Genomic DNA, 14440 nt, shown 5'->3' with positions numbered 1-14440 from the left:
AAGCCGCTGGAGCAGCGCGGGGAAACCCGAATTCTGGCTGCAGAGGGGGGTGATTGAAATCAAAGTAGAAACAACAATCCTGATCATCATGGCGTGCCTGGCCTTCACGACGCTTGTTCTCAAGATCGTGGAGATGAGCCGCAACAAGTGATGACGGGCGGGGGATGGGCTGGCACCTGTCCCCCGAACGGCGAAAAGCGCGCCACTGGCATGGCGCGCCTTTCTTTGTTCGAAGGTGATTTTCATCAAACCAGAAACAACAATGCCAATATACACGGCCCATCGGGGGCTTCAAGGCGCGGTTACCATCAATTCATCTTCTTGATGATCCACCCGAACGTCCCGCCGCCGCGCGAGACCATGCCCTGCACGACGATCTGCTGCGTCGCCTGCGGGCGGCCCTGACCATCGACCCACAGCGAATCCTCGACCGTCATCTCGCCCTCGTCGGTTGCGGAGCGGAACTGCCAGTAGCTGCCGTCGGGCAGCGAGAGCCCGGCGCCCTTGCCGTCGGCGGTGAGGTTGACGTCCACCTCCGGGCCGAGGTGGAAGCGCACCGCGAAGCCGACCTTGCCGCGCTTGCCCTTCTTGCCCGCCGGAAGCAGCAGGTCTTCGCCGCGCAGTTCGCTGCCGTCGTCGCGCAGCAGCAGGATGCGCTGGTGGGTCAGGCCATAGCGGGTGGCATAGCCGTTGTGGCTGGCCTCCAGACGGGTGGCGTTAGAGCCGGTTTCCTGCGGCAGGGTCTTGCGGTCAACCGCCACTTCGGTGACGCCTGATCCGATCATGCCGTTGATCAACACGGCCGTGGAATTCGCGTCATCGAGGGTCAGCGTCGAGTGCGCCGCCGTCGCCCGCAAGCCCTGCTCAAGCCGGACGGGAACCAGCCCGCCGCCGCTCGCCGCGCCGCCGCAGTTGACGACGATGCGATGCGGCCCGTGGGAGAACTCGAAGGCGAGCGTCGAGGCGCAGCCGAAGCGGGCCTGCGCGGGCATCGGCGGCGGCGCGGTATCGAATTGCAGGATCGACTTGTGCGCGGAGACACGCTGGTAGCCCCATTGGCGCACGTCGCGTAAGGGGCGGGTGCGCACGCCGCTGGCCTGGATCAGCGCCTCGACGTCCGCGCCGTCGACGGCCCAGCCGCCCTGCCACGAACCGAGGCCGCCGTCGCCGTGCGTCAGCGCCAGCAGCGGCGGCACCAGCAGTTCGACCACGCGCTCAACGGCGGGCGGGGCATCGCGGCGGGTGGCGTGATAGCAGCCGCGCAGCCGCACCAGAAGCGCGATCGCTTCCATCTGCGCGAGCGGACTGCGCGACAGGACGCCGCCGTCGTCGCCCATCAGTTCGCCGAGCGCCTTGATGAGGCCGGCCTCGCCATAGAGGCGGCGGGGGCGGCCGTCGGGCAGCAGTAGGCCGGCGGCGACGATGCCGACCCAGCCCGCCACTTCGGCAAGACCGTCCTCGGCATTGGTGACGTGGCGGTCGAGCCAGCGCGCGGTGGCGGCGATGTGCGCCAGCGTGCGGATGCGCAGCGCCTTCTCGCCCGAAAGGATCAGCGGGGCATGGGCCAGCCAGTTGGCAAGGCGCGCGCCGGTGTTGCCCACGCTCCACGCCGGGCCTTTGCCCGGCTTGGCGGGCGGCTTGGGGTTGGCCTGAAGCCAGGCCATGAGCACGCGTTCCGCGACCGGCGCGGCCTGTTCGCGCGCGGCGCAGGCTTCCAAGTCGGTGAGCCAGGAGAAGGAATGGACCACCTTCTCCAGCGGCGGCGTGACCCGCGCGGCGCCTGCAAAATCGACTTGCGCGATCGGCGTCTTGGCGCCGTGGACGAGGAAGTGCCCGGCCCGGATCGCGGTGCCTGCCGCACGGCTGCCGGGCAGGGTGTTGTTGACGGTCGCCAGCAGGCGGGTGCGCGCCTTCTTGCCCATCGGCCCGGAAAGCATCGCGCCGGGCACGCCGAGGCGATAGGCCATGCGGATCAGCCGCTCGCCGACGCCCACAGACGGCGGAGAGAAATCGACCAGCGCCAGCGCACGACCGGGCTCGATATGGGGCGTTTCGGCCGGAGCTGGCGCGCGGTTGTCAGCAATTCCGGTCACCACACCCTCCTCAGTCTCACGCGACAGGGGAAGCGCCCGGGCATTGTCCGGGTTCCATGCCGCCGGGCTGAAGCGGGTGTCGGCGCCCATGCCTTATTCGAGGCCCTTGAGGGTCTTGATGTTCGCGGCGTACTGCGACGGCCCGCCCTTGAAGGTCGCGGAGCCCGCCACCAGCACGTCGGCACCGGCCGAGACGCACAGCGGCGCCGTTTTGGCATCGACGCCGCCGTCCACTTCGAGGCGGATGTCGCGGCCGGATTTGTCGATCATCTTGCGCACCGCCTCGATCTTGCGAAGCTGGCTGGAGATGAAGCTCTGGCCGCCGAAGCCGGGGTTGACGCTCATGATCAGGACGAGGTCGATGTCGTCGATCAGGTAGTCGAGCATCTTGGCGGGCGTCGCCGGGTTCAGCGAGATGCCAGCCTTCTTGCCGAGGTTGTGGATCGTCTGCACCGTGCGGTGCACATGCGGCCCGGCCTCGGGGTGGACGGTGATGTAGTCCGCGCCCGCGTCCGCGAAGGCTTCGAGATAGGCATCGACCGGAGAGATCATCAGGTGGACGTCGAAGGGCTTGGCGCTGTGCGGGCGCAGGGCCTTCACCACGGCCGGACCGATGGTGATGTTGGGGACGAAGTGGCCGTCCATGACGTCGACGTGGATCCAGTCGCAACCTGCCTCGTCGATGGCGCGCACTTCCTCTCCGAGCCGGGCGAAGTCGGCGGACAGGATCGAAGGGGAAATCAGCGGAATTGTCATGGCGGGAAACGAACGCTCCTTTTCCCAGCGATACGCCACTACATCTTGGGGCGACAAGCGTATGGGGGTGCGTTTTCCACACGCGATCTTGTGGCAAGACGCGTGGAGCGGCGTTTGCGTCCAGCCGGGGCTTTCGCGTGGTCTAACGGAAAGTTCAGTGCGGGTTCACCGCTTTTCGGGCACTTGGGCGCCACAGGAGGGTTTCAGGCTGCCAATTTGCCAAGAACCCAGTAGACGGAAAAGAGATGATCAAGACCAACGCCTTGCTTCGCCGTACCAGCACCGCCGCCGCGCTTGTCGCGATGGCCGGTCTCGCCGCGCCGGTTCCGGCGCTGGCCCAATATCGCAACGAGATCCCCAATGAGATACGCCGCTGCCAGTCCGACAAGGGGCCGGCGATGATGGTCACCGTGGACGGCATCAAGTCGTCCTCGGGCAAGGTGCGCGTCCAGTCCTACCGCGCGACTTCGGGCGAGTGGCTGGTCAAGGGCAAGTGGCTCTCGCGCATCGAGGTTCCGGCCCGCGCCGGGTCCATGACCTTCTGCGTGCCGCTTCCGGCCTCGGGCACATACGGCGTCGCGGTGCGCCATGACGTCAATGGCAATGGCGAGACCGATATCCGCACCGATGGCGGTGCGATGTCGAACAACCCGTCGATCAACATCTTCAACCTTGGCAAGCCCAGCTACACCAAGGTCGGCGTGCCGGTTGGCGAGGGCGTGAAGTCGATCCGCATCCAGATGAAGTATATGTAAGTCCCGGTCAGGCCCGCGTCGGGGCTGACATTTCTATGCGCAGTTCGCTCGCCCGGGCGAAGAGGTCGAGGATTACGGGGTCGCGTTCGCGCGTGCGGATCGCGGCCTCGAAATGCACGTGATGGCGGGGGCGCGGCAGCACCTCGCGCAAGTCTCCCGCGGCGAGGCGGTCGTGCACCATGGTCTCGGGCAGCACGGCGGCGCCCTGGCCGCTCGCGACGATCTCGATGAGGGTGCGCACGTTGTTGCAGGTGTGCAGCGCGCGCGGGACGATGCCGTGGCCCTCCAGCGTCTCGTGCGTCACCGCGTGGAGCGGCGAGTGATCGGGCAGGGACCAGACCGGCAGCGCTTTCGCGAAACCGCCGTCTTGCGCCACTTCGGCGCCCGCGCACCATACCAGTTCCACCGAGCCGATCGAGGCCGTGCGCATCCCGGGGCTCGCGACCGGCCCGGCGAGGAACACGATGTCGCGCGTGCCCGCCAGCAATTGCTGGAGCAGCGGCGCGGTGAGGTCGATCTCGATCTCCATGGCAACGCCGGGACGGTCGCGCTCGATGGCCTGGATGAAGGCGGGCAGGCAACTGGCCGCGGCGATCTCGCCCGCGCCGATACGCACGGCGGCGGTGGCGCCCGCGAAGTCGCTCGCCTCCAGCAGCACCTGTTCGAGGCCGTGGTAGAGCGGCTCGCTCGCCTGCACCAGTCGCCGTCCGCGCGCGGAGAGCACCATGCGCCGTCCCTCACGCTGGAACAGCGGCACGCCCAGTTGCTCCTCGATCTCGCGCACACGCGCCGAGATGGCGGGCTGCGTGGTGTTGAGCCGCGCCGCTGCCGCCGCGAAGGTGCCGAGGCGGTCGATCCACATCAGCGTTTCGAGATGGAACAGGGCGATGCGTTTCATAACCAGTGTCTATCGGAACCGATAAAAAACAATCGCTATTCGTGATGGGAGAAGCTGTCTAGGTTTTGTCTGCCGAAGTAGAGGCGGCACCGGCCCGCGCCCCCACCCGGCCACCCAACGATAGTACCCTATGGGTGGCCGGGTGGGGGCGCGGGCCGGTGCCGCCTCTCGCTAAAAAAGAAGAGGATCTGCCTCGATGAACAAGATCTACCCCAGTGCGGAGGCCGCGCTGGAAGGCGTGCTCAAGGACGGCCTGCTGATCGCCAGTGGCGGTTTCGGGCTTTGCGGCATCCCTGAAAGGCTGCTCGACGCGATCCGCGATGCGGGCGTGAAGGACCTGACGTTCGCCTCGAACAATGCCGGCATCGACAACGAAGGCATCGGCAAGCTGCTGCGCACCAAGCAGGTGAAGAAGATGATCTCGTCCTACGTGGGCGAGAACAAGGAATTCGAACGCCAGTACCTCGCCGGTGAACTCGAGGTCGAGTTCTGCCCGCAAGGCACGCTGGCCGAGCGCATGCGCGCGGGCGGCGCGGGCATTCCGGGCTTCTACACCAAGACCGGCGTGGGCACGCAAGTCGCCGAGGGCAAGGAAGTGAAGCAGTTCCGCGGCGAGGACTATATCCTCGAGGAAGGCATCTTCGCCGACCTGTCGATCGTCAAGGCGTGGAAGGCGGACGCAACCGGCAACGTCGTGTTCCGCAAGACCGCGCGCAACTTCAACGTGCCTGCCGCCACGTGCGGCAAGGTCTGCGTGGTCGAGGTTGAGGAGATCGTCTCCACCGGCTCGCTCGATCCGGACGCGATCCACCTGCCGGGCGTCTTCGTCCAGCGCATCGTCGTGGGCGCGCCTTACGACAAGAAGATCGAGTTCACGACGACGCGCGAAAGGGAGGCCGTCTGATGCCCTGGAATCGTAACGAAATGGCCGCGCGCGCGGCGAAGGAGCTTCAGGACGGGTTCTACGTGAACCTCGGCATCGGCATTCCGACGCTAGTGGCGAACTACGTGCCCGAGGACATCACCGTCACCCTGCAGAGCGAGAACGGCATGCTCGGCATCGGGCCGTTCCCCTACCCGGACGAGGTCGATCCCGATCTCATCAATGCGGGCAAGCAGACCATCAGCGAGCTGCCGCACTCGGCCTATTTCGACAGCGCCACCAGCTTCGGCATGATCCGCGGCGGGCACATCGACCTGACCGTGCTGGGCGCGATGGAAGTGGCGGAGAACGGCGACATCGCCAACTGGATGATACCCGGCAAGATGATCAAGGGCATGGGCGGCGCCATGGACCTCGTCGCGGGCGTGAAGAAGATCATCGTCGTCATGGAGCACACCTCCAAGAACGGCGATCCCAAGCTCATCCCCGCCTGCACCCTGCCGCTTACGGGCGTGGGCGTGGTGGACATGGTGATCACCGACCTTGCGGTGTTCCAGCGTCCGGATCACGATAGCCCGTTCAGGCTGATCGAACTGGCACCCGGCGTGACGGCCGAGGAAGTCGCCGCGAAGACGACGGCGCATTACGTGAGCTGACCGCGGGAAGGCCCACCCCCGACCCCTCCCGCAAGCGGGAGGGGAGAAGAACGACCAAGCCCTCCCGCTTGCGGGAGGGCCGGAAGGCTTGAGAGCGCAGCGAACTAGCCGGACGGGGTGGGCAGAACCCGCCGATCACGCTATCCCTCGCGCACTCTTCGCAAGGGACCATCCATGACTTACACCCTCATCACCGCGAACCGGAACTATTCGAGCTGGTCGCTGCGCCCGTGGGTGCTGATGAAGGCGCTCGCCATCCCGTTCGAGGATGAGCTTGAGCCCTTCACCATGCCGGTGAACTACGACGCGTTCCGCAGCTTTTCCCCCACCGGCCAGGTGCCCGCGCTGATCGACGAGGAGCGTACCGTGTGGGATTCGCTCGGCATCACGCTCTATCTCGCCGACCGCCATCCTACCGTCTGGCCCAAGGCCCCGGACGCCCGCGCCTTCGCCCAGAGCGCGGTATGCGAGATGCACGCGGGCTTCTCCGCCTTGCGCAATGTGTGCACGATGAACGTCGGCGTGCGCGTGAAACTGCGGCCGATGAGCGGCGCGCTGGTCCGCGAGATCCACCGCCTGCGCGAGATGTTCGAGGAAGGGCTGGACCGCTTCGGCGGCCCCTGGCTGGCGGGCGCCGAGTTCACCGCCATTGATGCCTTCTACGCGCCGGTGGCCTTCCGCATCCGCACGTATGGCCTCGACGTCGGCGGCGGGCAGGCCTGGGTCGATGCGATGCTCGCCCACCCCGCCATGCGCCAGTGGGAGGAGGAAGCCCTCGCCGAGACCTGGCGCGAGGAAAGCCACGAGGCCGAACTGGCCGAAGCCGGCGCGATCATCGCCGACTACCGCGCCCCTGCCTGATCCCATGCGCATCCTGCTGACGGGCTCTTCCGGCTGGCTGGGTCGGCATCTGGCACCGCTGCTGGCCTTGCGCGGGCACGAGGTGATCGGCCTCGACGTGGCGACGGGCGCGGCGACGACGGTGCTGGGTTCGGTGGCGGACCGCGCGCTGGTGTTCCGCACCGTCGCGGACCACGGGATCGAGGCGGTGATCCACTCGGGCGCTCTGCACAAGCCGGACATCGCGCGCTTCGGGCGGCAGGCCTTCGTCGACGTCAATGTGACGGGCACGCTCAACCTGCTGGAAGCGGCGATGGATGCGGGACACGCGCGCTTCGTGTTCACTTCGACCACCTCGCTGATGGTTCGCGACGACGTGCGCGCCGGGGCGGGTGAACACGGCGCGTGGTGGATGGACGAGGCGTTCGGCCCGCTCGCCCCTCGCAATGTCTACGGCATCACCAAGCGCACGGCCGAGGACTTGTGCCGCCTCGTCGCGCGCGAAACCGGCATGGCGGTGGCGATCCTGCGCACCGGGCGCTTCTTCCCGGAGGACGACGATACGCACGTGGTCCCCTCCGGCCCCAACCTCAAGGCGAACGAGTTCCTCAACCGCCGCCTGACCGTTGGTGATGCCGCGCTCGCCCACCTTGCCGCGCTGGAGCGGATCGAGGGGTGCGAGACTTTCGTGCTCTCCGCCCCGCCGCCTTTCGCGCGCGAGGATGCAGCGGAACTGGCCCGCGATGCGCGCGCCGTGATCGCCCGTTACCATCCCGATGCTGCCGACCTCTACGCCCGCGCGGGCTGGGTTCTGCCCGAGAGGATCGAGCGCGTCTACGATCCCGCCAAGGCCGCGCGCCTGCTCGGCTGGCGTGCCGAAACCGATTTCGCCGCGATCCTCACCGCCCTGCACGGCGGCGCGGAGATGCCCTTCGCGCATGACCCGGAGTGGATTTCTCCGGTCCTTGGCGGTTTGCCTGCATAGTCTTGCGGCGGTCATCCAGTCGTGCGCATAACCCGCCCGAACTCTAATGGGAGAACATCCAATGGCCGACCTCGCCTCCATCCCGCTCACCCGCATCGACGGCAAGCCCGACACCCTCGGCGATCACGCCGGCAAAGTGCTGCTGGTGGTCAACGTCGCGTCCAAGTGCGGCCTCACCCCGCAGTACGAGGGCCTCGAGGCGATCTACGGCGAATACAAGGACAAGGGCTTCGAGGTGCTGGGCTTCCCGGCCAACGACTTCGGCGCGCAGGAGCCCGGCACGCATGAGGAAATCGCCGAGTTCTGCTCGATCAACTACGGCGTCTCGTTCCCGCTCTTCGCCAAGGCCGACGTTACCGGCGAGGCCAAGCAGCCGCTTTACGCCGCGCTGACCGAGGCGGTGCCCACCAAGCAGGGCGACGTCGAGGGCATGAAGGAGAAGTTCAAGGGCTACGGCATGACCCCGAACGACGACCCCGAAGTGCTGTGGAACTTCGAGAAGTTCCTGATCGCGCGCGACGGTTCGGTCGCTGGTCGCTTTGCACCGGGCACCGCGCCGCAGGACCCGCTGCTGGTGGGTGCGATCGAGGCTGAACTGGCGAAGTAAGCGGAAGGAAGCCCACCCCCAGCCCCTCCCGCAAGCGGGACGGGAGAAGAGGCGAGCGCCCTCCCGCTTGCGGGAGGGAGCAGAGAGAACGCCCTTCCGCTTGCGGGAGGGGCGGGAGGCTTGGCAGCTTGCTGCTTAGCCGGACGGGGTGGGCCGAAAGCCCGCCCCTCAATCCCCCACCAGCACGAACGCAGCCCACGTCGCAGGATGCGCCCCGCCCGGCACGTCGTGTGCCTTCAGCACCTCGACTTGCGCGCGCCGCAGCGCCTCCGCCCGCGAAACCTTACCATGCGCTCCTTCGAGCGTGCGCAGCGTCAGCCGTCCGGCCACGTCGTCGCGCACCGGCCAGTGCGAGAGCAGCAGCGCCCGCGATCCCGCCGAGATGAAGGCCCGGGCGAGCCCCGAATAGGTCGGCGCATTCTCGCTGTCGCCCGCGCCGGTGTCGCAGGCGGAGAGGATCACCCAGTCCGCATCGAGGCGCAGCCGCGCAATCTCCGAGGCGGTCAGCAGCCCGTCGTCGAGGGGCGTCGCGAGCTTGGGCGGGGTCATGACGAGGGCCGGCTCCGCCAGGCCCCGCAAGCCTCCGCCGACGAGGCCGTGCGTCGCAAAGGCGATCACCCGCGCCTGGTCGAGAGGGGCCTGCTTTACCGCCGCCTCGGTCGCCTGCGGGCCGATCAGGAGCTGGCTGTCGCCCGCGAAGTGACTGGCCATGGTGCGCAGTTCACGCTCGGCATCGGGCAGGCTGCCGAGCCGGGCAAGCGATTCCACGCTGACGTCGCCCACTTTGAGCGCCGAGGCGGATCGCGTCGCCAGCATGGTCGGCGGTCCCAGCAGAGGGGCGCCGATGCCCGCGAAGGTGGCTGTTCCCTTTCCTGTCTCCGCCCGCCGGGGCAGGGGATCGGCGTGGATCATCACGCTGGTGGCAAGATCGCGGGCCAGCCAATGCGTATTGCGCAGAGCCTGAGGATCGGTGTCCGCGCCCTCGGGCGTGCGCGTCACCAGTGCAGCGAAAGGCAGGGTGGCAAGGCTGCCGGGGGCGAGGATTTCCAGTTCGCGCACCGATCGCAGCGCCTTGCGGACAGGGTCCGGGAAGATCAGGCGAAACAGTTCGAACGCCGCCTGCCGGTCGAACCCGGCACGGCCTTCGTCGAGCAGGCCGTTCTCGATCGAGGCGCGCAGGCGCTGCTGCAGCTGCATCAGGTGCCGCCCCGAGACCTCGGCATCGCCCGAGACGACACCATCATGCGAGACCAGCTGGGTCACCAGACCGCCTTCGTCGGCGCCGACGAGCAGCAGCGCCTGCCCGCGCTTCAGCCGGGCGCGGGCATCGGCGAGGCGCGCGGGTTCGACGGCGGTGAGCGAACGGTAGCCCGGCACCAGAGCGGCAAGGCGCGCGTCCGCTTCGCGCGCACGCGCATCGCTTTCGGCGACTTTTGCTTCGAGGTCTGCGATGACGGCGCGATCCCCGGCGATCAGCGCGCGGTCGAGGCGCTTGCGCAGCTGTCGCCCCTCTGCCGCGAGGGTGAGGTAGCTGCGGATCGCCTCGCGCGCCTCGGGGCCATAGTCGTCCCGAAGCGCGGCGAGCGAGGAGAAGGCCCCCTGCAGGTCGCCAAGGTTGGCCATCTGCAAGGCGTCGAAGGCGCGGTCCGGCGCGTCGGTGTCGATGGCGATGCGGGCCAGTTGCATGAAGGCGGCGCGCGATTCGGCTGCCATCGTCACGACGTCGCGCCGGGCGGTGGCGCGGTCGAGCAGGCGGGTCCGCAGCGGCGCGAGCGCGTCGGTCAGGGTGGCCAGAGCCTCGGCATTGCGGCCCTCCCTGACGGCGATGCGGGCGGCCAGCGAGGCTGCGGTGAAGCGCCGCTTGTTCGTCGGCCCGGTGCCGGCGAGGAAGCCCTTGCGCGCATGATCGAGCAGGGGGCGGGCCTCGTCCACCCGCCCGGCGCTGACGAGCGCGGAGGCGAGGTTGTACTCGGCGGTCAGCACCGCCAGGTCCTCCGGCGAAGCGGAATAGCGGCGGGCTACGGCCAGCGCCTTTTCGCGCAGGGCCAGGCCGCGCGTCTGGTCGCCCTCCCACTGGGCCATGCGCGCCTGCTGCCCGATCATGGTGGCGAGGCTGTTGGCCTGGATGCGATCGGGGTTGCCCTCGAAGATCGCCACCGCCTTGTCGTAGAGCGGCCCGGCTTCCGCGCGCATTCCTGCATTGTCGAGCGCGAAGGCGAGGGCGTGGAGCGAGAGCGCCAGCTTCGGGTCGTTGGCGGGCAGGATCGCGCGGCGCTTTTCAAGGGCTGCACGCAGGATCGGGATCGCCTGCGCGTACTGGTCGGTCTCGGCGAGGATCGCGCCCAGTTGCTGCACGGCCTGCACACGCACGCGGTGGTTTTCGGGCAAGCGCGCTTCGGCCCATGCCAGCGCTTCGCGCGCGGTGAGAATTGCGCTGTCGCCGTCGGAAACGTTGAGCTGGAGCGCGCTGAGGCTGATGCCGAATTCGGCCGGGCCGTCGAGGTTCTCCCCGGTGGCCAGTGCGTGGGCGCGGGCGATCGCCAGCGCCTCGGCGATCTTGGGAATGGCCGCCCCTTGCGCGCCGCGCATGTAGTCGAGCAAGGCCATGCCGTAGAGCGCTTCGGCATATTCGGGGCTCTGGCGGCCGCCCAGTTTTTCGGCGAGGTTCAGTGCACGGGCGGTATAGTCCTGCGCCTCGTCCAGCTGGCCCAGGGCGCCGAGTTCCGAGCCGATATGCAGCAGCAGGCTGGCCCGCTCGGGCGTGAGCGGGGCCTTGTGGGCGGTGAGGCCGGTATCGACGGCGCGCAGCAGCGTCAGTGCCTCCTCCGTCCGGTCCAGCGAGGAGAGTGCCCTCGCCTTCACCGCCTGCGCATAGAGCAGGTCCACCGGATCGACGCGGGGCGCGGTTCCCGCGCGGGCGAGCACCGCATCGACGTGGCGCAGCGCCGCTTCGGGATCGCCGCCGGTATCGTAGCCGCGCAAGTCGCGCAGTTCCGAGGGCGAAGGGGCTGTCGGTGTTGCCGCAAGGACCGGTGCGGGGGCGGTAACTGTGAGCACCGCCGCCAGGAGACCCCTCAGAACACCCGCGCACCGCGCCTCTTGCATGCCTGTCTCTGTTCCCGAGGACCAAACCCGTCCCGGCGCCGAAGCCTCCGCGCCAAGATGTTCAGGGGACGCGTTTTTTCGCCGTAATGCAATTCACAAGTGCTGTCATATCGCAGGTTGCAGTCCTTTAATCGGACCCTGTCGCCACGGGCCGTGCAGGGTCGGCTATCCACTCGCTCCAGGAGCCGGGATAGAGCCGTCCGGCGGGCAATCCCGCCACCGCCATGGCCAGCGCGTTGTGGCAGGCGGTCACGCCCGAGCCGCACTGAAGGATCGCCGGGGCCTCGCCCAGCAATGCGATAAATTCGGAGGCGAGGTCCCCGGCCGGGCGGAAACGGCCGTCGGCACCGAGGTTGTCGCGGAAGAAACGGTTGCGCGCGCCCGGGATATGCCCGGCCACCGGATCGAGCGGATTGGGGGTGCCGGCAAAGCGCGAAGGATCGCGGGCGTCCAGCACTTTCGCGGCGCGCGTGTCGATGTTCGCGCGGACTTCGGCCGCGTTCACAGGGCCGGGCACGAGAGGATCGCCCGGCTCGAAATCGCCCGAGGCGGCGACTTGCGGGGTGCTCGTCTCCAGCGGCAGTCCGGCATCGACCCAGGCCGGCTTGCCGCCGTCGAGCACCGCGACCGGGGCGTGGCCCAGCCAGCGCAGCAACCACCACAGCCGCGCCGCCCAGGCGCCGCCGTTGCTGTCGTAGGCGACGACCTGCTGGCCCTTGCGCAGTCCCTGCGCGCGCAGCCAGGCGACCATCGCCACGGGGGCGGGAAGCGGGTGCCGACCGTTGCTGCCGTCGGGCGGGGAGGCGAGGTCCTCGTCGAGATGGGCGTAGCGCGCGCCGGGGATATGGCCCTTCAGATAAATGTCATGCCCCTTGTCCGGAGCGCCGAGTTCGAATTCGCAATCGAAGATCAGTACGTCCGCGCCTGACGCGAGCATGTCCTTGAGCGCGTCGACCGCGATCAACGTATCATAAGTCATCGTTGTCCTTGCCCTGTGGGCCACTGGAAATGTGTTGTGGTGAACGCAGGGACAATAGGCGTGACGAACACTATATGTCGATTGCTTAGATGTTACTTCGTATGTCGTTCGTCGAAAGAAGTCACGTGTCGAACAGGTGCATGTGGCGGGCTGACGGATAGGCGCGAAGGCTCGACGCAGGGACTGGATCGGGGTTTGCATTGCCGTCGTCCCGAACAGGCACGGGACGACCTGTGACGTCGCCGTGGCGGATTCTGCTTCTCTGCCACCAAGCACTGCTTCTGCGTGGCGCAATTCCCGGTAATCCTGCGCGCAAATCTTCGGGAGAGAATGCATGACGTATCGTGTTGCCATCGTCACCGGGGCCGCTGCCGGGATCGGCGCGGCCTGCTCGAAGCGGCTGGCGCAGGACGGCATCGCGGTGGGCGTGCTCGATCTCGACGAGGCGCGCTGCGCGGATACGGTGAAGGCGATCAGGGATGCGGGCGGCACCGCCATCGCGCTGGGCGCCGACATCTCCAACCGCGAACAGGCTGCCGCCGCCGTGGAGAAGTGCCGCGATGCGCTGGGGCCGATCTCGATCCTCGTCAACAATGCGGGCGTGACCGATTTCACGCCGTTCGAGGAACTGACCGACGAGCGCTGGGACTTCGTCTATGCGATCAACGTGCGCGGGCCGATGGTGATGACGCAGCTGGTCATCAAGGACATGAAGCACGCCGGCTGGGGGCGGATCGTCAACGTCTCGTCCTCATCGGCGCAGACCGGCGCGCTCAACATGATCTGCTATTCCTCGTCGAAGGGCGCGGTGGTGACGATGACGCGCTCGATGGCGCAGGAATTCGGGCCTTACGGGATCACCGTGAACAACATCCCGCCCGGATCGGTGATGGGCACGATCATGTCCGAGGCCAACCGCGAGCGCTTCCAGGTCCCGACCGAAGTGCTGCTCCAGTCGATTCCGGTACGCCGCATGGGCGAGCCCGCCGATATCGCGAATGCCTGCGCATGGCTGTGCCACGAGGCTTCGGGCTACGTCACCGGCCAGACCATCGGCGTCAACGGTGGCCGCGTGGTGAGCTGAGTCCTCGTCATTGCGAGCGCAGCGAAGCAATCCAGTGCGGTTTACGCGGCCCTAGATTGCTTTGCTGCGCTCGCAATGACGGAGGGTTTTCTCGCTCCGTTCGAGCGATTCGAGCCTCCCCATAAGCCAAGGGGCCGGACAGCTTGCGCTGCCGGCCCCCGTCCACATGGGAAGTGAACTCTAGAGCGTTTTCTAATCAGGTGGGATCACCTGATGAATGGGAAAACGCGGTAAATCGTTCTGGCTCAGGCTTCGGTCTTCGAGGCCTCGTAGCGCTCGATCGCCTCTTCCACGATGCGGGCGGCATCGGCGGCGTTGCCCCAGGTGCCGACGCGAACCCACTTTTCCTTTTCCAGGTCCTTGTAGTGGGTGAAGAAGTGCTCGACCTGCTGGTAGACGATGTCGGGCAGATCTTCCTTCTCGTTCACGTGCGAATAGTAGGGGAAGGTCGAGTTGATCGGCACGCAGAGCAGCTTCTCGTCGCCGCCGTGCTCGTCCTCGAGGTTGAGGACGGCGATCGGGCGCACCTTGACCACGCAGCCCGGGATGAACGGCGAGCGGGCGACGACCAGCGCGTCGAGCGGGTCACCGTCGGGCGAGAGGGTGTGCGGCACGAAGCCGTAGTTCGCCGGATAGCGCATCGGCGTGTGCAGGATGCGGTCGACGAAGAGCGCGCCGGAGGCCTTGTCGAACTCGTACTTGACCGGCTCGCCGCCGACGGGAACTTCGATGATGACGTTCAGGCTCTTCGGCGCGTTGTCGCCGACGGGGATCATGTCGATGCGCATAATGGTCCTTC

The 14440-nt window shown here is 67.5% G+C and carries 13 protein-coding genes; 7 read left to right on the top strand and 6 right to left on the bottom strand.

What is annotated here, in order from left to right; genetic code table 11:
• Positions 1–308 precede the first annotated feature (308 nt).
• Both HWN72_RS15525 and rpe read right to left on the bottom strand, forming a co-directional pair.
• Positions 309–2183, bottom strand: coding sequence for a heparinase II/III family protein (locus tag HWN72_RS15525; protein WP_211150653.1), 1875 nt, complete (start codon positions 2181–2183; stop codon positions 309–311).
• 3 nt (positions 2184–2186) lie between these two features.
• Positions 2187–2849, bottom strand: a complete 663-nt coding sequence (rpe, locus tag HWN72_RS15520) for a ribulose-phosphate 3-epimerase (protein WP_036525820.1) — start codon at positions 2847–2849, stop codon at positions 2187–2189.
• Between the two features lie 245 nt (positions 2850–3094).
• Between rpe and HWN72_RS15515 the strand changes: the two genes are divergently transcribed.
• Entirely contained in the window at positions 3095–3604 is a 510-nt protein-coding gene (locus HWN72_RS15515) for a DUF2141 domain-containing protein (protein ID WP_211150652.1), read from the top strand.
• Positions 3605–3611: 7 nt separating this feature from the next.
• Here the strand turns inward: HWN72_RS15515 and HWN72_RS15510 are convergent, their stop codons facing one another.
• Entirely contained in the window at positions 3612–4502 is an 891-nt protein-coding gene (locus tag HWN72_RS15510) for a LysR family transcriptional regulator (protein ID WP_211150651.1), read from the bottom strand.
• A 196-nt stretch (positions 4503–4698) separates the two neighbouring features.
• On the opposite strand from HWN72_RS15510, the gene HWN72_RS15505 reads away from it, so the two are divergent.
• The 5 genes from HWN72_RS15505 (at position 4699) to HWN72_RS15485 (ending at position 8473) form a co-directional block, all read left to right on the top strand.
• Positions 4699–5406 carry a CoA transferase subunit A gene (locus HWN72_RS15505; protein WP_211150650.1) on the top strand — a complete coding sequence of 236 codons (708 nt, stop codon included), beginning with the start codon at positions 4699–4701 and terminating at the stop codon, positions 5404–5406.
• Positions 5406–6041, top strand: a complete 636-nt coding sequence (locus HWN72_RS15500) for a CoA transferase subunit B (protein ID WP_036531046.1) — start codon at positions 5406–5408, stop codon at positions 6039–6041. Before HWN72_RS15505 ends, HWN72_RS15500 begins: the two co-directional genes overlap by 1 nt.
• A gap of 174 nt (positions 6042–6215) precedes the next feature.
• Positions 6216–6902: a glutathione S-transferase family protein gene (locus tag HWN72_RS15495; protein WP_036531048.1), complete on the top strand. Its 687-nt coding sequence runs from the start codon at positions 6216–6218 to the stop codon at positions 6900–6902.
• Between the two features lie 4 nt (positions 6903–6906).
• The gene (locus HWN72_RS15490; protein WP_211150649.1) at positions 6907–7866 is read left to right on the top strand and encodes an NAD(P)-dependent oxidoreductase; all 960 of its coding nucleotides are present in this window, start codon (positions 6907–6909) and stop codon (positions 7864–7866) included.
• A gap of 61 nt (positions 7867–7927) precedes the next feature.
• Positions 7928–8473 (top strand): glutathione peroxidase, encoded by a 546-nt coding sequence (locus tag HWN72_RS15485; protein ID WP_211150648.1) that lies wholly within the window; start codon positions 7928–7930, stop codon positions 8471–8473.
• 168 nt (positions 8474–8641) lie between these two features.
• Here HWN72_RS15485 and HWN72_RS15480 read toward each other — a convergent pair whose 3' ends face one another.
• On the bottom strand, positions 8642–11530 hold the full coding sequence (locus HWN72_RS15480; protein ID WP_289357479.1) for a CHAT domain-containing protein: 2889 nt from the start codon (positions 11528–11530) through the stop codon (positions 8642–8644).
• 175 nt (positions 11531–11705) lie between these two features.
• Positions 11706–12557, bottom strand: a complete 852-nt coding sequence (locus HWN72_RS15475) for a sulfurtransferase (protein ID WP_211150646.1) — start codon at positions 12555–12557, stop codon at positions 11706–11708.
• A gap of 334 nt (positions 12558–12891) precedes the next feature.
• On the opposite strand from HWN72_RS15475, the gene HWN72_RS15470 reads away from it, so the two are divergent.
• Positions 12892–13641 (top strand): SDR family NAD(P)-dependent oxidoreductase, encoded by a 750-nt coding sequence (locus HWN72_RS15470; RefSeq protein ID WP_036531055.1) that lies wholly within the window; start codon positions 12892–12894, stop codon positions 13639–13641.
• Positions 13642–13886: 245 nt separating this feature from the next.
• On the opposite strand, the gene ppa is transcribed toward HWN72_RS15470, so the two are convergent.
• Complete coding sequence (ppa, locus tag HWN72_RS15465) at positions 13887–14429, bottom strand: inorganic diphosphatase (protein WP_008832446.1); 543 nt, start codon at positions 14427–14429, stop codon at positions 13887–13889.
• Between the last annotated feature and the right edge of the window lie 11 nt (positions 14430–14440).

The sequence above is a fragment of the Novosphingobium sp. HR1a genome (assembly GCF_015594425.1).
Taxonomy (GTDB): Bacteria; Pseudomonadota; Alphaproteobacteria; order Sphingomonadales; family Sphingomonadaceae; genus Novosphingobium; species Novosphingobium resinovorum_A.
Note: the sequence above shows the minus strand (reverse complement) of the source record. Positions and strands in the feature narration are given on the sequence as shown.